Annotated in this window: 20 protein-coding genes; all 20 read left to right on the top strand. The window is 47.3% G+C overall.

Features of this window, described 5'->3' with window-relative positions; all coding sequences use genetic code 11:
- The first annotated feature begins 463 nt into the window (after nt 1–463).
- A complete protein-coding gene (locus HP548_RS08290; RefSeq protein WP_076289478.1) occupies nt 464–970 on the top strand; it encodes a YceD family protein in 507 nt (168 codons plus the stop codon).
- Between the two features lie 68 nt (nt 971–1,038).
- Complete coding sequence (gene rpmF, locus HP548_RS08285) at nt 1,039–1,212, top strand: 50S ribosomal protein L32 (protein ID WP_017689233.1); 174 nt, start codon at nt 1,039–1,041, stop codon at nt 1,210–1,212.
- Nucleotides 1,213–1,662: 450 nt separating this feature from the next.
- Nucleotides 1,663–2,211, top strand: coding sequence for a transcription factor FapR (fapR, locus tag HP548_RS08280; RefSeq protein WP_205525006.1), 549 nt, complete (start codon nt 1,663–1,665; stop codon nt 2,209–2,211).
- Nucleotides 2,208–3,203 (top strand): phosphate acyltransferase PlsX, encoded by a 996-nt coding sequence (gene plsX / locus HP548_RS08275; RefSeq protein ID WP_064639094.1) that lies wholly within the window; start codon nt 2,208–2,210, stop codon nt 3,201–3,203. The genes fapR and plsX overlap by 4 nt, the downstream gene beginning before the upstream one ends.
- An 8-nt stretch (nt 3,204–3,211) precedes the next feature.
- Nucleotides 3,212–4,201 (top strand): beta-ketoacyl-ACP synthase III, encoded by a 990-nt coding sequence (locus HP548_RS08270; RefSeq protein WP_063564927.1) that lies wholly within the window; start codon nt 3,212–3,214, stop codon nt 4,199–4,201.
- Nucleotides 4,202–4,228: 27 nt separating this feature from the next.
- A complete protein-coding gene (gene fabD / locus HP548_RS08265; protein WP_175381364.1) occupies nt 4,229–5,161 on the top strand; it encodes an ACP S-malonyltransferase in 933 nt (310 codons plus the stop codon).
- A 37-nt stretch (nt 5,162–5,198) separates the two neighbouring features.
- On the top strand, nt 5,199–5,948 hold the full coding sequence (gene fabG / locus HP548_RS08260; RefSeq protein ID WP_063564667.1) for a 3-oxoacyl-[acyl-carrier-protein] reductase: 750 nt from the start codon (nt 5,199–5,201) through the stop codon (nt 5,946–5,948).
- A gap of 151 nt (nt 5,949–6,099) precedes the next feature.
- The gene (acpP, locus tag HP548_RS08255) at nt 6,100–6,333 is read left to right on the top strand and encodes an acyl carrier protein (RefSeq protein ID WP_024630176.1); all 234 of its coding nucleotides are present in this window, start codon (nt 6,100–6,102) and stop codon (nt 6,331–6,333) included.
- A gap of 180 nt (nt 6,334–6,513) precedes the next feature.
- Entirely contained in the window at nt 6,514–7,752 is a 1,239-nt protein-coding gene (fabF, locus tag HP548_RS08250; RefSeq protein WP_024630177.1) for a beta-ketoacyl-ACP synthase II, read from the top strand.
- Between the two features lie 13 nt (nt 7,753–7,765).
- Nucleotides 7,766–8,464 (top strand): ribonuclease III, encoded by a 699-nt coding sequence (rnc, locus tag HP548_RS08245; RefSeq protein WP_024630178.1) that lies wholly within the window; start codon nt 7,766–7,768, stop codon nt 8,462–8,464.
- 189 nt (nt 8,465–8,653) lie between these two features.
- Complete coding sequence (smc, locus tag HP548_RS08240) at nt 8,654–12,223, top strand: chromosome segregation protein SMC (protein ID WP_076289480.1); 3,570 nt, start codon at nt 8,654–8,656, stop codon at nt 12,221–12,223.
- A 75-nt stretch (nt 12,224–12,298) separates the two neighbouring features.
- Complete coding sequence (ftsY, locus tag HP548_RS08235) at nt 12,299–13,312, top strand: signal recognition particle-docking protein FtsY (protein ID WP_076289481.1); 1,014 nt, start codon at nt 12,299–12,301, stop codon at nt 13,310–13,312.
- Nucleotides 13,313–13,456: 144 nt separating this feature from the next.
- On the top strand, nt 13,457–14,104 hold the full coding sequence (trhA, locus tag HP548_RS08230; RefSeq protein WP_076289482.1) for a PAQR family membrane homeostasis protein TrhA: 648 nt from the start codon (nt 13,457–13,459) through the stop codon (nt 14,102–14,104).
- Between the two features lie 259 nt (nt 14,105–14,363).
- Entirely contained in the window at nt 14,364–14,714 is a 351-nt protein-coding gene (locus tag HP548_RS08225) for a putative DNA-binding protein (RefSeq protein WP_076289483.1), read from the top strand.
- Nucleotides 14,715–14,779: 65 nt separating this feature from the next.
- Nucleotides 14,780–16,156 carry a signal recognition particle protein gene (gene ffh / locus HP548_RS08220; protein WP_024630183.1) on the top strand — a complete coding sequence of 459 codons (1,377 nt, stop codon included), beginning with the start codon at nt 14,780–14,782 and terminating at the stop codon, nt 16,154–16,156.
- Between the two features lie 54 nt (nt 16,157–16,210).
- On the top strand, nt 16,211–16,483 hold the full coding sequence (gene rpsP, locus HP548_RS08215) for a 30S ribosomal protein S16 (protein WP_024630184.1): 273 nt from the start codon (nt 16,211–16,213) through the stop codon (nt 16,481–16,483).
- Between the two features lie 23 nt (nt 16,484–16,506).
- Nucleotides 16,507–16,737, top strand: a complete 231-nt coding sequence (locus HP548_RS08210; RefSeq protein WP_024630185.1) for a KH domain-containing protein — start codon at nt 16,507–16,509, stop codon at nt 16,735–16,737.
- A gap of 239 nt (nt 16,738–16,976) precedes the next feature.
- Nucleotides 16,977–17,489, top strand: coding sequence for a ribosome maturation factor RimM (gene rimM / locus HP548_RS08205; protein WP_076289484.1), 513 nt, complete (start codon nt 16,977–16,979; stop codon nt 17,487–17,489).
- 1 nt (nt 17,490) lies between these two features.
- Complete coding sequence (trmD, locus tag HP548_RS08200; protein WP_076289485.1) at nt 17,491–18,258, top strand: tRNA (guanosine(37)-N1)-methyltransferase TrmD; 768 nt, start codon at nt 17,491–17,493, stop codon at nt 18,256–18,258.
- Nucleotides 18,259–18,474: 216 nt separating this feature from the next.
- The gene (locus HP548_RS08195) at nt 18,475–19,731 is read left to right on the top strand and encodes a hypothetical protein (RefSeq protein ID WP_175381363.1); all 1,257 of its coding nucleotides are present in this window, start codon (nt 18,475–18,477) and stop codon (nt 19,729–19,731) included.
- Nucleotide 19,732: the final 1 nt, after the last annotated feature.

The raw sequence follows: 19,732 nt of genomic DNA, 5'->3' as shown, positions 1-19,732 counted from the left end.
TTAAATATTCAATTGCGGTTCAATCCTTTACTCCTAGCCCGATTATATCCGAGCTCATCTTGTTCCATAATAGGACATGGGTATACCTTTGTTCAAATCACATCGCAGTGTACACCCGAAAAAGAAAAGAATCCTTTTCGTCGATATAGCCCGAACCTACCTTCAAAATGCATGACTTGTAGTTTAACTTTTAGTAAGCCTATAATGTATCAGAGATCGAAAGCGGATTAGGATCGTCATTTTTAAAAAAGGGTGTAAAGTTAAAAGTGTTGACAAACGTCTTGAAAAATCGGTATAATGATTTTTGTTTGTTAAGTCAATTTCATAATACTTTTAACGAGGAATCGTCAGAATACATACAGTCAGGAATATGATGTGTTGCAAGAGTCAGGCTTGACCTGTATAACTGTCGTAAGGCGTTTAACTTTAATTATGAGATTGGTTTCGTTTGGAGTGATGGGAAATGTTAATGCCATTTCGCAAAGTGGCTACCAGTGACCGACCCCTGCAGTTTAATGAACAGTGGGATATCAAGGAACTGGTTTCTAACCGACAGGATATCACAGCCGTTACCCCGCTGACTGCGGATTTATCTGCAGAATACAGAGAGGGCGACGTTGTGGATGTTCATGGCAAACTGACAGTAGGAGTGGACATGTTATGCTCCCGATGTCTTAAGCCGATTAATGAACATTTTCATATTGATTTTCATGAGCAATTCAAGCAGGGGAAACAGCCAGAGGAATTGCCTGAAGACGACGATACTTTCTACGTGGATGGAGAGAGCGTTGATCTGAAAGGTTATGCCGAGGAAGCTTTTCTGCTGGATCTTCCGTTTATACCGCTATGCAGCGATACATGCAAAGGGTTATGCCCCAAGTGTGGCCATGAGCTGAACGAAGGTGACTGCGGTTGTGATAACCAAGTTATCGATCCGCGGCTTGCAGGGCTCAAGGATTTTTTTAAATGAGCATGAGTGAAAATCGAACATTGTAACAACTACCTGCAAAGGTTGATTTTGATAAGGAGGTGGGAATAATGGCAGTACCTCAACGGAGAACGTCCAAGACGCGTCGCGACAAACGTCGCACTCACTTTAAATTGGCTGTACCGGGCATGGTGAAATGTGAACAATGTGGCGAACTTAAACTTAGTCACCACGTGTGCAAAGTGTGCGGAACGTACAAAGCAAGAGAGATCATCTCTCAATAATAGCTAGACATCAAGTAGCACTTCATTTCGATGAGGTGCTACTTTTTTTAGACTATAGCATCGCAAAAAAGACCCTTTCTACCTGTACTCTATCTTCTTGAATAAAGTTCAATATACGTATTTGATATTTTAGTAAGGCTCATTAGGGTTGTATTCAGGACTGTGAAGCCAGGCTCCGCAAGGCAGGATTGTTTTTGTTCAGCCAGCCTTTCTTTTTGACACGGGATGAGATATACTATAGTTTAGTACCAGGTTCTAAGATTTGACGTTACATAAACATGAACCATAATATGTGTGAGAACGACCCTGCTGAACAGGGATGCAACTATAGAAGCAACGTGAAAGAATATATTGAACTGACCGGATTAGGCGGTTCCTTAAACGATACAGCGGGGGGTGTCAGGCATCGAACGTGTACCGAAGAGACAGAGGCAGCAGCAGTTAACCAAAATGATCGAAGACAACCCGTTTGTGACGGATCAGGAACTTACACGCCAATTGAAGGTGAGTATTCAGACGATTCGTCTCGACAGACTGGAGCTTGGGATTCCCGAGCTTCGGGAGCGGATGAAACTGATGGCGGAGCGTTCCTATGATCAGGTGCGCTCCTTGCCCCTGCATGAGATTATCGGTGATATTGTGGACTTGCAGCTGGACAAGAGTGGGATCTCCTTGTTTGAGATTAAGGAAGAACACGTATTTTCGAGAACGGGCATTGCTCGGGGACACTATGTTTTTGCACAGGCCAACTCATTGGCTGTAGCCGTTATTAATGACGAGATTGCACTGACGGCTTCCGCAGACATTCGTTTTGTCCGTTCGGTCCATTTGTCTGAGAAATGTATTGCGAAGGCTTATGTGAGATCGATCTCGGGTCAAAAGGGCAAAGCCAAAGTGGAAGTATTCACATATGTGGGTGAAGAAATGGTGTTTCAAGGCAACTTTGTAATCTACCGTTCAGGTGGAGAAGACAGCGTAGAAGGAGGTCATTTGGGATGAAAATCGTCATTGATGCCATGGGAGGCGATAACGCACCTGCGGCAACAGTAGAAGGTGCGATCGCCGCGGCAACGGAATGGGCGGATACACAGATCGTCCTGGTCGGCGATGAAGCCAAGCTGGAACCTCTTCTGAGTCAGTCAGGTGCCAAACCTGCTAATCTGACTATTCGGCATGCTTCCGAAGTGATCGGTTCGGATGACGAACCGGTGAAGGCAGTCCGTCGCAAGAAGGATGCCTCCATGGTGGTTGCAGGTCGTATGCTTAAGGAAGGCGAAGCAGACGCCATGATCTCAGCGGGCAATACCGGAGCGCTGATGACAGCCGGCTTGCTGGTGGTAGGCCGTATGGAAGGTATTGAGCGCCCGGCGCTTGCGCCCATGATTCCAACGATCGATGATGTGGGTGTACTTGCACTTGATCTCGGCGCGAATATGGATGCCAAACCGGAGCACCTCGCACAATATGGTCTGATGGGAAGCTTGTATCGGCAAAAAGTGCAGGGAATCGCGTCACCAAGAGTGGGTCTGCTCAATGTGGGAACGGAGCCTGGTAAGGGGAATGAGTTAACCAAACATGCTTATCCATTGCTCGAGCAACTTCCAATTCGTTTTGTTGGTAACGTAGAGGCCCGTGACGTGCTTACAGGCGCATGTGATGTACTTGTATGTGATGGATTTGCCGGGAATATATTGCTCAAATCCCTCGAAGGCACAGCGGGTGCCATTTTCGCTCTGCTTAAGGAACAATTCTCATCGTCGCTCAAAAGCAAACTGGCTGCTGCTGTGCTCATGCCTGAGCTGCGCGGTTTGAAGCGGAAACTGGATTATACCGAGCATGGTGGTGCACCACTCCTCGGTTTGAGCAGACTTGTGGTGAAAAGTCATGGATCGGCTGATGGCAATGCCATCAAAAATGCTGTGCGTCAAGCACGGATTGCAGTACAGAACCAGCTGGTGGAGAGCATATCTAAGGAAATTAGCGGGAAGTGAGTGACGACATGAATAATTTGCGCCCGGTAGGGGTTATCGGTACAGGTAAATATGTACCTGAGAAAATTTTGACAAACAGCGATTTGGAGAAAATGGTCGATACGAATGATGAGTGGATTGTCAGTCGTACAGGAATCAAGGAACGTCACATCGCTGCACCGGATCAGGCGACTTCGGACCTGGCATACGAGGCAGCTATTAAAGCACTTGAATCTGCTGGCATGACTGGCAGTGATCTTGATCTGATTATTGTGGCAACTATTACACCGGATTCTTCATTCCCTTCTACTGCTTGTATTTTGCAAGATAAACTTGGTGCCAAGGGCGCTGCGGCATTTGACTTGTCTGCTGCCTGCTCCGGATTTGTATACGGTCTGGCAACAGCAACGAGCTTTATCCAAAGCGGCATGTACAACAATGCACTTGTTATTGGTGCAGATTGTTTGTCTCGTATTACTGACTATACCGACCGTAATACCTGTGTGCTGTTTGGCGACGGAGCGGGCGCGGTTATCGTTGGTGAAGTGCCGGAAGGCCGTGGATTTAAATCATTCGATCTCGGAGCTGAAGGTGCGGGTGGAAGCCTGCTTCAAATGGAGGGCGGCGGTTCCCGTCTGCCTGCATCCGTAGAAACAGTTGAGAACAAAAAACATTACATTTACATGAATGGCCGTGAAGTGTTTAAATTTGCAGTACGGGTGATGGGTACAGCGACAATCGAAGTACTGCGCAAGGCTGGCCTGGAGCGTACGGACGTGGATCTGTTTGTTCCTCACCAAGCCAATATTCGGATTATCCAATCTGCAATGCAGCGACTTGAGCTTCCAGAAGAGAAAGTTGTAGTCAATGTGGATAAATACGCCAACACATCTGCAGCCTCCATTCCGCTTGCTTTGGTAGAAGCTGCTGAAGAAGGCCGCATGAAAGCCGGAGATACCGTGCTTATGGTTGGTTTTGGTGGCGGTTTGACGTGGGGCGCATCGGTACTCGTTTGGTAAATTAGACAGCTGGGAGAGATGAAATGGATGGGTAAAATAGCATTTGTATTTCCCGGACAGGGATCGCAGACTGTGGGCATGGCCAAGGACGCATATGAGTCTGTGCCTGCGGCAACAGAAATTTTCCGTATAGCCGATGAGACGCTGGGTTTCTCGCTGAGCAATCTTGTTTTTGAGGGACCAGAGACCGAGTTGAAACAGACATCAAATACGCAACCGGCTCTGCTGACAGCAAGTATTGCATTGTTTGAGGCTTTTAAAGAAAAAGGAATTCAGCCTGATTATATGGCTGGACACAGTTTGGGTGAATACAGTGCACTGGTCGCGGCGGGCGTTCTTTCGTTCGCGGACGCGGTAAGCATTGTGCGGGCACGCGGTCAATATATGGAACAGGCTGTTCCTGGTGGACAGGGTGCGATGGCTGCGGTATTGGGTGCGGATCGGGAAGCGCTGGGGGTGCTTTGCCGGGACGTATCCGAAAGTGGTCATGCAGTTGAACTTGCTAATATCAACTGTCCGGGACAAATTGTGATTTCCGGTGTGAAGGAAGGGGTAGCTGCTGTCGCTGAACGGGTTAAGGAAGCAGGCGGCAAACGTGCCATCACACTTGAAGTAAGTGGTCCGTTCCATTCTTCCTTAATGAGGGGTGCAGCAGAGAAGCTAGCTGAGAAACTGAAAACTGTTTCGTTCTCACCCGGAGCGGTCCCTGTAGTCGCGAATGTGACTGCAAGACCTGTGGAGGACGGTAAGGTTCAGGATTTATTGACAGCTCAGGTCTATTCTCCGGTTTTATGGGAAGACAGTGTGACATGGCTTATTGAGCAAGGTGTAGATACTTTTATCGAGATTGGCTCTGGCAGTGTGTTAACAGGTTTGATTAAAAAAACAGATAAAACCGTTAAACTGTACAATGTAAACAGTCTTGAGACGCTCGAAGCAACGGCAGCTGCACTAATTTGATTAACAATGATTAGATTTGGGGAAAGGAGGAATGATTATGTCTAAACCATTACAAGGCAAAAATGCGCTCGTTACTGGTGCGTCCCGTGGTATCGGGCGTAGTATTGCACTCGCTTTGGCCGAGGCAGGTGCCAACGTGGCCGTGAATTATGCGGGCAGTCAAGCGGCAGCTGAGGAAGTAGCGGAAGCGATTCGCGCCAAAGGTGTCCAGGCAATTACGATTCAAGCGAATGTGGGCCAGATGGATGAAGCCGAACAAATGGTTAAAGCAACGATTGAAGCGTGGGGCAATGTTGATATTCTTGTCAACAATGCTGGAATTACCCGTGATAATCTGATCATGCGTATGAAAGAAGAGGAATTTGATCAGGTAATCGAAACCAATCTCAAAGGGGTGTTTAACTGTCTTAAGGCGGTTACGCGTCCAATGATGAAGCAACGGTCTGGTAGAATTATCAATATCTCCTCTGTTGTGGGTGTGCTCGGAAATGCTGGACAAGCAAACTATGTTGCTGCCAAGGCAGGGGTCATCGGTTTGACGAAGGCATCCGCACGTGAGCTTGCCTCCCGCGGCATCACAGTTAACTGCGTTGCACCAGGATTTATTGAGACCGATATGACGAAGGAATTGTCCCAGGAGATCGTGGACAACATGTTGAACGGTATTCCGTTGTCCCGTCTGGGCCAGCCAGATGAAATCGCCGGTGTTGTTACGTTCCTGGCTTCAGAAGCTTCATCCTATATGACAGGGCAGACACTGCATGTTGATGGTGGCATGTACATGTAATTCTTCCCGGACTTGAACAATAGTCGGGGAACAGGCGCTGGACGATCCGAAATGCCGGAAAAAGGCCGGGTTCCCCGGCCGGGAGCCGCATATGTCTTCTATGGCATTTTGCCTGCGATTCTCGTATAATACCAAGGAGGAGGTGAACCGGATGTCCGATGTATTGGAGCGTGTAAAACGCATCGTCGTCGACCGCTTGGGCGCAGACGAAGCTGAAGTTACACTTGAAGCATCTTTCAAAGAAGATTTGGGTGCTGATTCTTTGGATGTAGTGGAATTGGTCATGGAATTGGAAGATGAATTCGATTTGGAAATCTCTGATGAAGATGCAGAAAAAATCACGACCGTAGGTGAAGTTGTAAACTACATACAATCTCATACCTAAAGTCAATTCAGTCCCGCACCTGTTTTCGAACAGGCGGGACTTCTCATCATTCATTGGTTTTTCTCATTCCGCAAGCGGCGCAGGTCAAACGGATCTTCGGGTCCTGCTTGGCTAGACGTCTGCTTGCGGATATTCCCACAAAATACTTGCGTAATGCAGTCGATATAGAGGTGAGTCGGTTTGAAACAAAGAGTTGTAATTACCGGAATGGGCGTAATGACATCGCTCGGAAAAGATTTAGAAACGTTCTGGGGCAGTTTAATGGCAGGCAAGTCCGGAATCTCTCAGATTGAGGCGTTTGATGTAAGTGAATACACCACTCAAATCGCAGCCGAGATCAAGGATTTCAACCCGGAAGAGTACATGGATCGCAAAGATGCACGTAAAATGGACCGTTTTGTTCAGTTCGCTGTAGCAGCTGGTTTCAAGGCCGTTGAAGACAGTGGTCTGAAAATTGACGAGAACATTGATGCAGAGCGTTTCGGTGTGTCGATCGGATCGGGTATCGGTGGATTGGGTACTTGGGAGGACCAACATAATGCATTGCTGCAAAAAGGTCCTAAACGCGTAAGCCCATTTTTCATTCCGATGATGATATCCAACATGGCTTCTGGCCAGATGTCGATTTCTCTCGGGGCGAAAGGTCCTAACATCAACGTGGTAACGGCATGTGCTACAGGAACACACTCCATTGGAGATTCCTTCAAGCTGATTGCAAACGGTGATGCGGATGCGATGATTTGTGGCGGTGCGGAAGCTACCATTAGACCAACTGGTCTGGCTGGGTTCTGCGCAATGCGTGCCATGTCTACACGTAACGATGATCCGGCGAAGTCGAGCCGTCCTTTTGATACAGAACGTGACGGGTTTGTTATGGGCGAGGGCGCAGGTGTTCTGATTCTTGAATCCCTAGAACATGCTCAAAAACGTGGTGCTCGTATTTATGGCGAAGTGATTGGTTACGGTCTCACTGGCGATGCACATCACATGACGGAGCCTGATCCGGATGGAGCAGCTCGTTGCATGAAGATGGCTCTTCGTAATGCGGGTATCGAACCAGAAGAAGTGGACTATATCAATGCACATGGTACATCAACACCTGTAGGTGACAGATCCGAAACGCTTGCGATCAAAAAAGCGTTTGGTGATCATGCGTACAAGCTTGCGGTGAGTTCAACCAAATCGATGACAGGTCATATGCTTGGTGCTGCTGGTGGCGTGGAAGCCGTAATCTGCGGATTGTCGCTGACACATCAGACACTTGCTCCAACGATCAACCTGGAAAATCAGGACCCGGAATGTGATTTGGATTATGTTCCAAACGTTCCACGTCAAACTAAAGTCAATATTGCCATGTCCAATTCATTTGGGTTCGGCGGTCACAATGCCACCATTATTCTCAAAAAATTTGAAGCATAAGGGGCTAGTTCGTTTGAGTGAAGATCTGAAGCAGTTACAACACAAACTTCAAATCAAATTTGACAACAGGCAGCTTTTAAAACAAGCGTTTACCCATGCTTCTTATGTAAACGAACACCGGTTCAGTCAGCATCAGGATAACGAGCGTCTGGAGTTTCTGGGCGATGCCGTACTGGAACTGACTGTGTCGGAATACTTGTATCATTTGTTTCCTAACCGGCCGGAAGGTGAATTAACTAAGCTGCGGGCATCCATTGTCTGTGAGCCTTCCCTCGTCAAATTTGCTGAAGCGTTGGGTTTTGGGCAGTATGTACTTCTTGGTAAAGGTGAGGAACTGACGGGAGGACGAACTAGACCGGCTTTGCTAGCGGATGTGTTTGAATCTTTCATCGGTGCATTATATCTGGATCAGGGATTGGCGCCTGTCCGGACATTTCTGGATCAGCATGTATTTCCGTTGATCGTTCTGGGCAGCAAGTTGCAGATGAGCGATTACAAAACGGAATTGCAGGAACTCACTCAGCATCACAATATGGGAGCTCTGGAATACCGTATTGTTGAGGAACGGGGCCCTGCCCATGAACGGGAGTTTGTCTCCGAGGTCCATATGGGTCAAGAACGGCTTGGCAGAGGTACAGGACGTTCCAAAAAGGAAGCCGAACAACAGGCTGCATCTGCAGCGCTGGATCGACTGAAGCTTCCGGAAGCCTGAGCTTTACCGTAAGCGCATAGACAAACGAAGAGCAAAGAGCAGCCCGCGGGTCCGCCTGGCGGAATTTATCGGCCGGACTGCTTTTTGCTCTTTTTTTTGTAAGGAGGATCAGGATTTTCTTTTCCTGTTCGATAACTAGGCGCTGAATGCAACATTTGAAATTTGCAAGAGGAGGTGACGGGAAACCCTATGTTTTTGAAACGGATTGAACTGGGTGGATTCAAGTCATTCGCCGACAAAACGGAAATGGAGTTCGTTCGTGGCATAACCGCGGTTGTGGGCCCGAACGGAAGTGGCAAAAGTAACATTTCAGACGGCATACGCTGGGTTCTTGGGGAACAAAGTGCCAAATCACTGCGTGGTGGCAAGATGGAAGATATCATTTTTGCCGGCAGTGATGCACGGAAGGCTGTTAATTATGGTGAAGTTTCGTTGACGCTGGATAACGAAGATCATGCGCTTGCTTTGGATTTTGGCGAAGTAACGGTAACGCGTCGTGTACATCGCAGCGGAGACAGTGAATATTTTATCAACAAGCAGTCGTGTCGGTTGAAGGATATTACGGAATTGTTTATGGATACCGGAATCGGCAAGGAAGCTTACTCGATTATTGGACAGGGACGAATCGAAGAGATTCTGAGTACCCGTTCAGAGGATCGCAGGGGGATCTTTGAAGAGGCATCAGGTATTGTTAAATATAAATCTCGCAAACGGGATGCTACTCGCAAACTGGATGAGACGGAACAGAATTTATTGCGTATTCATGACCTGGTCACCGAATTGGAAGACCAGATTGGTCCGTTAAAGGAACAATCGGAGAAAGCAATCCACTACAAGGAATTGCGTGGACAGCTGAAGTCACAGGAAATCTCCATGTATGTGTATCAGATTGAACAAATTCATGCTTCCTGGAGCAAGGCGAACCAACGACTTGAATCATTGAAAGAGGAAGAAGTCGGATTGGCGGCAATCGTCTCCACTCATGATGCCAAGCTGGAAAGTGACCGCAATGCACTACGTACGCTGGAAACGGAGACGGAACAGCTGCAATCGGCCTTATTGCAATTCAGTGAAGCAACAGAGAAAAGCGAAGGACTTGGGGAACTGCTCAAGGAGCGTTCGCGTCATCTGCAGACAAATCAGGAACAGCTCAAAGTGACCCTTGCAGCGAGTGAAGAGAGACATCGGGAGCGTGAAGCCGAGTTACTTGCATTACGCGAAAAGTTTGCCAAGCTTGAACTGGAATTGAGTGACGTAAGAAATCGTCTGTCCGAAGAAGAAGCCAAACTTATCGGTGTCACTGGTGGTATTAGCCAACAGCAGGAGGAAAGCCTTAAGGGCAACTTGCTGGAACTGATGAATCAGATGGCTCAGACACGAAATGAAATTCGTTACGCGGACCAACAGAAAGAAACGCTGGAACGGCGAATGAACCGAGCGACTGAGGAATCCGGCAAGTGGGAAGGCCAGAAGGAAACGCTGGAAGCCCGCAAAACGGAGATTGAGAAAAAAGTTGTTCGTTTAGGCAAGGAAATCAGTGATCTGCGCGGTGGTTATATTACGGAAAGTGAACGTCTCCAATCGCTGCAGAAGCTGCTCGAAGAAAGCCGGGGCACTGTCCGTAAATGGGAACAGAAGCGTGAAGCCCAGGTCTCCCGTCGCGATACAATGAAAGAAATGCAGGATGATTTTGACGGTTTCATGTTGGGTGTCAAAGAAGTTCTTAAGGCATCACGCAAAGGTACACTGAACGGGGTTCATGGAGCTGTTGCAGAGCTCGTTAAAGTGCCTGAGAAGATTGAACTTGCGGTAGAGACGGCGATGGGCGCTTCCCTGCAGCATGTCGTCATGGAGAATGAATCGGTTTCCAGACAGGCGATCGCTTTTCTGAAACAACGTCAATTGGGTAGAGCTACGTTCCTCCCGCTGGATGTTATTCGTGCACGTACCATTGGTGCAGGGGAACGTTCGATGATCGAAGGCATGGATGGTTTTGTGGGAATTGGTGCGGATCTTGTACAATACGAATCCCGTTATGCTGCGATCATTGGAAGTCTGCTCGGAAATGTCATTATTGCAGAAAAGCTGGAGGATGCCAATAAGATCGCAGCTCGCTGCCAATATCGTTTCAGGGTCGTAACCCTGGAAGGCGATGTGGTTAATGCGGGTGGTTCGATGACCGGTGGTAGCCAGCATAAGAAAAATGGTAGTCTGCTCAGCCGCAAACGGCAGCTGGATCAGCTGGATCAAGATATTTTGGATACCGAAAATCAGATCGTAAAACTGCATCGCAGTGTGGAGGATGTAAAGACTCAGCTGGAGCAGTGCCAAGATAAGCTGGACGAGCTGCGTCAGTCTGGAGACGACACCCGGAATGCAGAACAGCAGGCTTCAATGGAAATGAAGCAGGTTGAGCATGAACTGCGTCACGTACTGGAACAGGTTGCCGTAGCCGGGCAGGAAAAGAGCGGCTTTACTGAAGAAATCAAAGAAATGGATACAGCCCGCGATGTTGCTGTGAAGAAGCTGGAGCAACTTGAGGAAGAAGAGAAGGCGACTCATCGTGCCATTCATGCCGCAGAATTTGCGCGTAAAGCGAATGAATCCGCGAAGGAGGAATTGCAGACCCAACTCACCGATCTGAAAGTCCGAGAGGGGAAACTGGATCAGGAGCGATTCTCCAACGAGGAGCAGTTACGGCGTCTGGAGCGCGAAGTGGATTCACTGGTGAAGGATCTTCGTCAAAATCGCACGTTGCTGGCCTCCATGGAAGCAGATCTGAAGAAAACAGAGACTGAGAGTGTTAAACAGATTGAAGATCTTAACCAGTACAAGCTGAAAAAAGCGGAATCTGCACAGGAGCTGGACTTCAAACGTGCTGCCCGAAGCGAGCTGTCGAAGAAGCTTGAGCTTGCCGAGAGTGAAACGAAGGAACAGCGCACACAGCTGAAAGCTGTGGAGGAACAGATGCGACAAACGGAAATTTCCGTGAACAGACTTGATGTTGAGTTGGAAAACATTCTGCGCAAACTGATGGATGAGTATGAGCTCGGCTATGAACTTGCCAAGGAGCGTTATCCAGTACCGGAAGATGTGGAGAGCACACAAGCTGAGGTTCAGAAACTGAAGCGCAGCATTGCGGCTCTCGGTGACGTCAATCTGGGAGCCATCGAGGAATTCCAGCGGGTTAACGAGCGGTATGAGTTCCTCAGCACGCAGAAGAATGACCTGGTCGAAGCCAAAACAACGTTGTATCAGGTTATTCGAGAAATGGAAGATGAGATGGCCAAACGATTCAAGGCAACATTTGATGCGATTCGCCGGGAGTTCGGCACGGTCTTCACCAAGCTGTTTGGCGGAGGGCGCGCGGATCTTGTATTGATGGACCCTGAGCGTTTGCTCGATACGGGCATAGATATCGTCGCCCAGCCACCAGGCAAAAAGCTGCAAAACCTGCAGCTATTATCCGGCGGGGAACGAGCGTTGACCGCAATGGCCCTTTTATTCGCTATACTGCATGTTAAGCCTGTACCGTTCTGCGTACTGGATGAAGTGGAAGCGGCACTGGATGAAGCCAACGTGGTGCGTTTTGCCCAGTATTTACGTGAGTTCTCGGAACAAACACAATTCATCGTTGTTACACATCGCAAAGGCACAATGGAAGAAGCGGATGTGCTGTATGGCGTCACGATGGAAGAGGGCGGAGTATCCAAGCTCGTTTCGGTTAAACTGGAAGATGAGGAAGCTGTCATTGCCTAATCTTTGAGTTGGTTGTCACACATGAACTCATCTAATATCATTTAAACTAAGAAATGTACACGATGGAGGGGCTTTATGAGTTTTTTTAAAAAGCTGAGAGACAGCATTGCAAGCAAAACGGAGTCGGTTACCAAACAGTTCAAGGACGGGTTGGAAAAGACACGTAAAGGCCTCGTAGAGAAAGTGTCGGATCTCGTTATCCGCCGCAAAAAAATCGACGAGGAATTCTATGAAGAATTGGAAGAGATTCTGATTGGAGCCGACGTAGGTGTCAATACGGTCATGAAACTGATTGAAGATCTGCGTGAAGAAGTCAAAAAACGCAAAATTGAGGATGCGGCTGAACTTCAGCCTGTATTGTCCGAAAAACTGACGGATTTGCTTCGTGGCGAGCAGAATAATGAACTGAAAATGAATCCGGATGGCATCACGGTCATTTTGTTTGTTGGTGTTAATGGTGTTGGTAAAACAACAACGATTGGCAAGCTGGCCCATCGCTTCAAACAGCAGGGTAAAAAGGTCATCATGGCAGCAGGAGATACGTTCCGTGCCGGAGCAATTGAACAACTTGAAGTATGGGGACAACGTGCCGGTGTGGAAGTGATCAAGCAACAATCAGGTTCTGACCCTGCCGCTGTAATGTATGATGCTGTACAGGCTGCGAAGCAACGGGGTGCTGATGTATTGCTCTGTGATACTGCGGGCCGTCTGCAAAATAAATCCAATCTGATGGACGAACTCAACAAAATCTATCGTGTCATTCAACGCGAAATTCCGGAAGCACCTCATGAAGTATTAATGGTGCTGGATGCAACTACAGGTCAGAATGCACTGAATCAGGCCAAACTCTTCGGAGAGAAGAGCGGGGTAACTGGACTTGTACTGACGAAACTGGATGGTACCGCCAAAGGTGGTATTGTTGTTGCGATTCGTCAGGAGTTGGATCTGCCTGTGAAGCTGGTCGGACTTGGTGAGAAAATTGATGATCTGCAGCCATTCGACTCGGAGCAATTCGTGCATGCGTTGTTTGCGGGACTGATTCAGGAACAGCCAGCTGAAAGTGCTGAAGAAGAGGAAGCTAATTCCTAGAACCATTAATAAATAGCATGAATGAATAGCGTTAACCGTATTGCCAGTGATATACGTGATAAGTGTCACGTGTAATGTCACTGGCAATACGTGTATAATGGGAATAAAGAAGGCAAGGCTAAAGGGCTAGAAAGGACGGTTGATATGGCCAATACCTATACCTATTCCCGTCGTGAGGAAGTCGCCAATGCGGTAACTCATGGAATCGGCGCTGCACTCAGTGTAGCTGCACTGGTGCTATTGATTGTATTTTCGAGTATGAAAGGCACGGCTTGGCATGTGGTCAGTTTCACGATCTACGGGATCACCATGCTGCTGCTCTATACGAGCTCCACACTCGTGCATGCATGGAAAGATGGGAAAGTGAAAGATTTATTTGAGATTTTTGACCATTCATCCATTTATTTGTTTATTGCCGGATCGTACACTCCGCTTTTGTTTATTGCTGTTCGTGGCACACTTGGTTGGACCCTGTTCGGTGTGATCTGGGGAATCGCATTATTCGGCGTGATCTTTAAGGCATTTTTCACGAAAAAGTTTCTATTCATGTCCACGATTTTCTATATTGCAATGGGCTGGCTCATCGTTATTGCTTGGCAACCGCTTATGGCTGCCATTCCTACAGGCGGAATCGTGTTGCTGGTTGCTGGAGGTCTGATGTATACACTGGGGACGCTTTTTTATGTGTGGCGTGGATTTCCATACCACCATGCGATTTGGCATCTCTTTGTGCTAGCAGGCAGTATTCTTCATTTCTTCATGGTACTGTTGTACCTGACACCACTTCGCTAGAACGGTAGATAGCGTTAAACGAATCGGCTCCATCTGTGGAGACCCATTCGTTTTTTTGTTTTATATAATGGTTGCAGCAGGTCGTATTCAGCTGTAGAGGAACGGCTAAGAGTAACCATGTAGGCAGGAAAAATGAGTGTAAAATGAACGTTTTTATTGTGACAAGTATTTTTGCTTGACAACCTGATTTGTTTTAGGTATTATTAGGAACGTTGCAAGAGTGTAAAGTGTTTTTCCTTGACGAAGGGAGTGCCCCGTTATGAGTCAAGAAAACCGGCTTGAGAAGACAAACCGGATTAACTTGCTGTTTGCTTTCTATGAACGGTTGCTTACCGAGAAACAGCAGACGTTTCTAAAGTATTACTTTCATGATGATTTCTCGCTGGGCGAGATTGCAGCCGAGTTCGAGATCAGCCGCCAGGCGGTATACGAGCATATCAAACGTGCCGAACAAGTGTTGGAAAATTACGAAAGCAAGCTAGGCTTGCTGGAGAAGCACGAACGGCGCAACCGTAATCTTGAAGATTTGCAAAATGCATTGGAGCGCGCAGGCGTTTCCATTGATAACAACCAACAAATAAACGATATTATTCAACAGCTCAGAGAGTAGTTTGTAAGAGTTGAACGAAACGTATCGGTCCTGAAAACAGTATTACAGCTTAAGGAGGTGGGATCATGGCATTTGAAGGATTAACGACCCGATTGCAGAATGTGTTCAGCAAGCTGCGCGGCAAAGGCAAGGTGTCTGATGAAGATGTTGCTGAAGCTATGCGCGAGGTACGTCTGGCATTGCTCGAAGCGGATGTAAACTTCAAAGTGGTCAAGGAATTCATCGCCAAGGTGAAAGAGAAGGCTGTCGGCAAAGAAGTGATGGAGAGCTTCACGCCCGGAATGGTCATTATCGACATCGTAAACAAGGAACTGACGGATTTAATGGGTGGAAGCCAGTCGAAACTGGCTAAAGCCAACAAACCGCCTACGGTACTGATGATGGTTGGTTTGCAGGGTGCAGGTAAAACGACTACATCCGGTAAACTGGCTAAGATGCTGCAAAAGCAAAATAGCAGACCGTTACTTGTTGCAGGAGATATTTATCGTCCAGCAGCGATCAAACAGTTGCAAGTTCTCGGCGAGCAGATCAAAGCGCCAGTATTTACACTGGGAGATCAGACAAGCCCTGTAGAGATCGCACGTCAGGGTCTGCAGCACGCCAAGGATAACGGTAATGACTATGTCATTATCGATACAGCTGGACGTCTGCATGTCGATGAAGAACTGATGGAAGAACTTCGTCAGATTCACAGCGTAGTGAACCCGGATGAAGTACTGCTTGTCGTAGATAGCATGACTGGTCAGGATGCAGTTAATGTGGCAGAACACTTTAACCAGCAACTTGATCTGACCGGGGTGGTTCTGACTAAGCTTGATGGAGATACTCGTGGTGGTGCTGCACTGTCTGTTAAAGCAGTCACTGGTTGTCCAATCAAATTTGCTTCCCTTGGAGAGAAACTGGACGCACTTGAGCCTTTCCATCCAGAACGTATGGCTTCACGTATTCTTGGTATGGGTGACATGCTTTCTCTGATTGAGAAGGCGCAGTCCAACATTGATACCGAAAAAGCTAAGGAAATGGAACGGAAGATGCGTAATGCAGAATTCACGTTCGAAGATTTCCTTGAGCAAATGGATCAAGTGAAAAAGCTGGGGCCAATCGATCAGATCATGGACATGATTCCTGGTATGGGCAAGATGAAACAAGCCAAGGACCTGAAGGTTGATGATAAACAGATGGGCCGGATCGAAGCGATTGTGTACTCCATGACGACCGAAGAGAAACGCAACCCGGATATGATCAACCATAGCCGCCGGAAGCGGATTGCTACAGGTAGTGGAACATCCTTGGCCGAAGTAAACCGTCTGATCAAGCAGTTTGATGAGATGCGTCGCATGATGAAACAGTTCTCAGATATGATGGGACCTAAAGGCGGCAAAAATAAAGCGATGAAGCAGCTTAAGGGTCTGGGTAAAGGAATGAAGTTTCCTTTCCGTTGATTCCAATGGCAGCTGAACGATATACAGATTTCATTGAAGGAGGTGAATTTTCAAATGGCAGTTCGTATTCGTCTGAAACGTATGGGTGCTCACAAAGCTCCTTTCTACCGCGTAGTGGTATCGGATTCCCGTTCCCCACGTGACGGTCGTTTTATCGAGGAGATCGGTTACTACAACCCGGTTGAACAACCGGCTGTTGTTAAGATCGATGAAGATAAAGCATTGCAATGGCTTCAAAACGGTGCACAAGCATCCGACACTGTCCGCAACTTGCTGAGCAAAGCGGGCGTGATGAAGAAGTTCCACGAGTCTAAATTGACTAAATAAGGTGCTGATTCGGAGGGTCATCTATGGAAGAATTAGTAAGCATAATTGCTAAGGCTTTGGTCGATCATCCGGAAGATGTGGCGGTTCGGACGGTTGAGAAAGACCGGCTTGTCGTTTATGAGTTAACCGTTCATCCTGACGATGTTGGGAAAGTGATTGGTAAACAGGGACGAATCGCAAAGTCTCTTCGTACGGTCGTCACATCAGCAGCAGTTAAGATGGATAAACGGGTAACCGTTGATATCATATCTTAAAGATATACGAAAGGGGGTTAGGATGCATGTCCTAGCCCCTTTTCGTGCATGCTGAAACTTAAATCATAGGATTGAAATAGCTCGTCAAGTATGATGTTCTGCGGAAGAAGTGAAGAGTACGGAATCGATTCTGAAGGAGCGTTAAGATAACAGCGATCCGAAGAACGATCCGTAACCGGAGGGGCGCAGGAAGATCATCACACATGAGTACCAATATGAATGGAGTGTAGGAGGAAAGTATGGCAGAGTTTATGAATGTAGGTAAAATTGTCAATACGCATGGAATTCGCGGCGAGGTGAGAATCATGCCTCTAACTGATTTCCCGGAAGTGCGTTTTGCGAAAAATGCAGAGTTGTTTTTCTTTACACCAGATAATCATCCAGTCATGGTTAACGTGGAATCTGCACGTTTGCATAAAAATATGTATATTCTTCGTCTGAAAGAGTATGGCAACATTAATGAAGTAGAGAAGTTTAAGGGCGGCATGGCCAAAGTGTTAAAAGAGAATCTGGCAGAGCTGGAGGAAGGTGAGTACTACTTCCATCAAATCGTTGGGTGTTCTGTCATCACCGAAGAGGGTGATACACTTGGAACCATCTCTGAGATTTTGACTCCTGGAGCGAATGATGTATGGGTTGTCAAAACGCCTGCAGGCAAAGAAATTCTGCTTCCGGTTATTGATGATGTTGTTCTTGACGTGGACGTTGCAGAGAAGCAAGTCAAGGTTCACCTGATGGAAGGGCTGCTGTAACATGAAAGTGGATGTATTAACCCTATTCCCGGAAATGTTTGACGGTGTGTTCGGAACCAGCATTCTGGGCAAAGCCCAAACCAAAGGACTTGTATCTTTGGGAGCAACAAACTTTCGAAATTTTGCGACCAACAAACATAATACAGTTGACGATGCACCTTACGGCGGAGGTGGGGGTATGGTATTGAAGCCAGATCCCATCTTTGCTGCTGTCGAGGATGTATTAGAACAACGGGGCGAAGCTGCGGCAACGATGAAACCCCCACGTATCATTCTAATGTGCCCGCAAGGTGAGACGTTCACACAGAAAAAAGCAGAGGAACTTGTACAAGAAGATCATCTGATTTTTATTTGCGGACATTATGAAGGCTACGATGAGCGTATCCGAGAGTTTCTCGTAACGGACGAATTGTCAATTGGTGATTACGTGCTGACGGGTGGCGAACTGCCTGCGATGGTGGCGATTGACAGTATTGTACGCCTTATTCCGGGTGTACTGGGTAATGAGACAAGTGCTGTAACGGATTCATTCAGTACCGGATTGCTTGAATACCCGCACTACACACGTCCTCCGGAATTCAGAGGTATGAAGGTTCCAGATATGCTGTTATCCGGACATCATCTGAATATTGAGGCATGGCGCAGGGAGCAATCCTTGCTTCGTACGCTGGAACGCAGACCGGATATGTTGGAGACGGCGGACTTGACGGACAAAGAACGGATTTGGCTAAATAAACTTCGTTCCGAACGTGAAAAGAATGTAGAGTAATTTGATGATATCTGCGTTTGAGCACGTAAATAATCTCTTTCGAAAGCCTGAAAGACCAGCCTTGTGTTATATAGGTTGGTCTTTTTCTATATTGAACATTTTTGGCCGCTTTGAACATTTTTGCATGTTCCGAAATAGGGTTGTATAAACTGAAAAATTTCTTTATGGTGATCTCAGCTAGAAGCGTATAAAGACGAAATGCTGAGGAGGAAGAATATGAATCATCAGCCGTATGAAGTTGGAAGAGTGAATATTAGCGAAGCTGGAGAGCGCTGCAAGATGCTTCTGGGAGATCTGAATGGAGATGGCAGGCTTGAGATGCTGTTGGTGCAGGCAGATGGTGGCATAGATGACCGTTACGTCCCGCATCAGGTATGCTGCTTGTCGGCATATGATCTGGATGGAGCTTTAATATGGCAGGTCGGGACACCGGACCCGAATGCTGGCGGTCCAGGATCAGACTATCCCGCTCAGATTGCAGATTGGGATGGGGACGGAAATAATGAAGTGCTGTGTGTAATGAACAAACAATTGCTTATCCTGGACGGAAGAACCGGAGAGATAAAGAAGCGTCATGAGTTGCCTGGAGAGCAAGCGCATGACTGTATTATTCTTGCAAATCTGACTGGTGACCAACACACAATGGATATCCTGCTGAAGGATCGGTATAAGACATTATGGGCATTAGATCATGATTTTAATTTGCTGTGGAAGCATGAAGGCAATATAGGTCATTTTCCGTGGGTCTACGATATCGATGGGGATGGTAAAGATGAAGTGATGGCCGGGTATGACATGCTGGATCATGATGGAGCATTATTATGGTCCTGTCAGAATCTTGATGATCACGCAGACTGTATATGGTTTGGCGATGTGGACGAGGACGGGGAGGTTGAAATTGTTATCGGTGGCAGTGTCACGGTGATGATGGATCGGCACGGTAATGAAAAATGGCGTTATGAGGATACGATTGAATCACAGCATATTGCATTGGGGAAATTTTATGGAGAAAGACAAGGATTACAGATTGCTGGCCTGGATCGGATTATTCGTGGAGATGAGAATGGTAAGGATGGAATGTTTATGCTGGATAGCGACGGAAAGGAACTTTGGAAAGAAGATCGTAAAACTCGTGGGTGGTTAACCATTATTGAGCCTGTACGCAACTGGGATGACAGCGGGCTTGACTATATCCTGGCTTATCGTCGAGGTGGAGGTGTCCTACCATCTTTGATTAATGGTAATATGCAAACGGTTGCAGCGTTTGGAGAAGAGGGCTACGCCGTACATGCAGACTTGTGTCAGAGCGGAAGGGAACAGGTCATCATCTATGATGCACATGAGGCGGTGATCTATTCCAACTCAGTGATGGAGGTAACCACTCCAACCTCTTTGGGCATAAAAAGAGCCCAGCTTCAGCCAAAAAGGCTGTATAGCTCGACTCTTTATCCAGGCGGGGAAGTTTCAATCTAGC

It is taken from the genome of Paenibacillus taichungensis (assembly GCF_013359905.1).
In the GTDB taxonomy this organism is placed as follows: Bacteria; Bacillota; Bacilli; order Paenibacillales; family Paenibacillaceae; genus Paenibacillus; species Paenibacillus taichungensis.
Note: the sequence above shows the minus strand (reverse complement) of the source record. Positions and strands in the feature narration are given on the sequence as shown.

Excerpts from the sequence above, each read along its gene's own strand:
- HP548_RS08290 (WP_076289478.1), top strand. The coding sequence starts at position 464 with ATGTTAATGCCATTTCGCAAAGTGGCTACCAGTGACCGACCCCTGCAG.
- rpmF (WP_017689233.1), top strand. The coding sequence starts at position 1,039 with ATGGCAGTACCTCAACGGAGAACGTCCAAGACGCGTCGCGACAAACGT.
- fapR (WP_205525006.1), top strand. The coding sequence starts at position 1,663 with ATGATCGAAGACAACCCGTTTGTGACGGATCAGGAACTTACACGCCAA.
- plsX (WP_064639094.1), top strand. The coding sequence starts at position 2,208 with ATGAAAATCGTCATTGATGCCATGGGAGGCGATAACGCACCTGCGGCA.
- HP548_RS08270 (WP_063564927.1), top strand. The coding sequence starts at position 3,212 with ATGAATAATTTGCGCCCGGTAGGGGTTATCGGTACAGGTAAATATGTA.
- fabD (WP_175381364.1), top strand. The coding sequence starts at position 4,229 with ATGGGTAAAATAGCATTTGTATTTCCCGGACAGGGATCGCAGACTGTG.
- fabG (WP_063564667.1), top strand. The coding sequence starts at position 5,199 with ATGTCTAAACCATTACAAGGCAAAAATGCGCTCGTTACTGGTGCGTCC.
- acpP (WP_024630176.1), top strand. The coding sequence starts at position 6,100 with ATGTCCGATGTATTGGAGCGTGTAAAACGCATCGTCGTCGACCGCTTG.
- smc (WP_076289480.1), top strand. The coding sequence starts at position 8,654 with ATGTTTTTGAAACGGATTGAACTGGGTGGATTCAAGTCATTCGCCGAC.
- ftsY (WP_076289481.1), top strand. The coding sequence starts at position 12,299 with ATGAGTTTTTTTAAAAAGCTGAGAGACAGCATTGCAAGCAAAACGGAG.
- trhA (WP_076289482.1), top strand. The coding sequence starts at position 13,457 with ATGGCCAATACCTATACCTATTCCCGTCGTGAGGAAGTCGCCAATGCG.
- HP548_RS08225 (WP_076289483.1), top strand. The coding sequence starts at position 14,364 with ATGAGTCAAGAAAACCGGCTTGAGAAGACAAACCGGATTAACTTGCTG.
- ffh (WP_024630183.1), top strand. The coding sequence starts at position 14,780 with ATGGCATTTGAAGGATTAACGACCCGATTGCAGAATGTGTTCAGCAAG.
- rpsP (WP_024630184.1), top strand. The coding sequence starts at position 16,211 with ATGGCAGTTCGTATTCGTCTGAAACGTATGGGTGCTCACAAAGCTCCT.
- HP548_RS08210 (WP_024630185.1), top strand. The coding sequence starts at position 16,507 with ATGGAAGAATTAGTAAGCATAATTGCTAAGGCTTTGGTCGATCATCCG.
- rimM (WP_076289484.1), top strand. The coding sequence starts at position 16,977 with ATGGCAGAGTTTATGAATGTAGGTAAAATTGTCAATACGCATGGAATT.
- trmD (WP_076289485.1), top strand. The coding sequence starts at position 17,491 with ATGAAAGTGGATGTATTAACCCTATTCCCGGAAATGTTTGACGGTGTG.
- HP548_RS08195 (WP_175381363.1), top strand. The coding sequence starts at position 18,475 with ATGAATCATCAGCCGTATGAAGTTGGAAGAGTGAATATTAGCGAAGCT.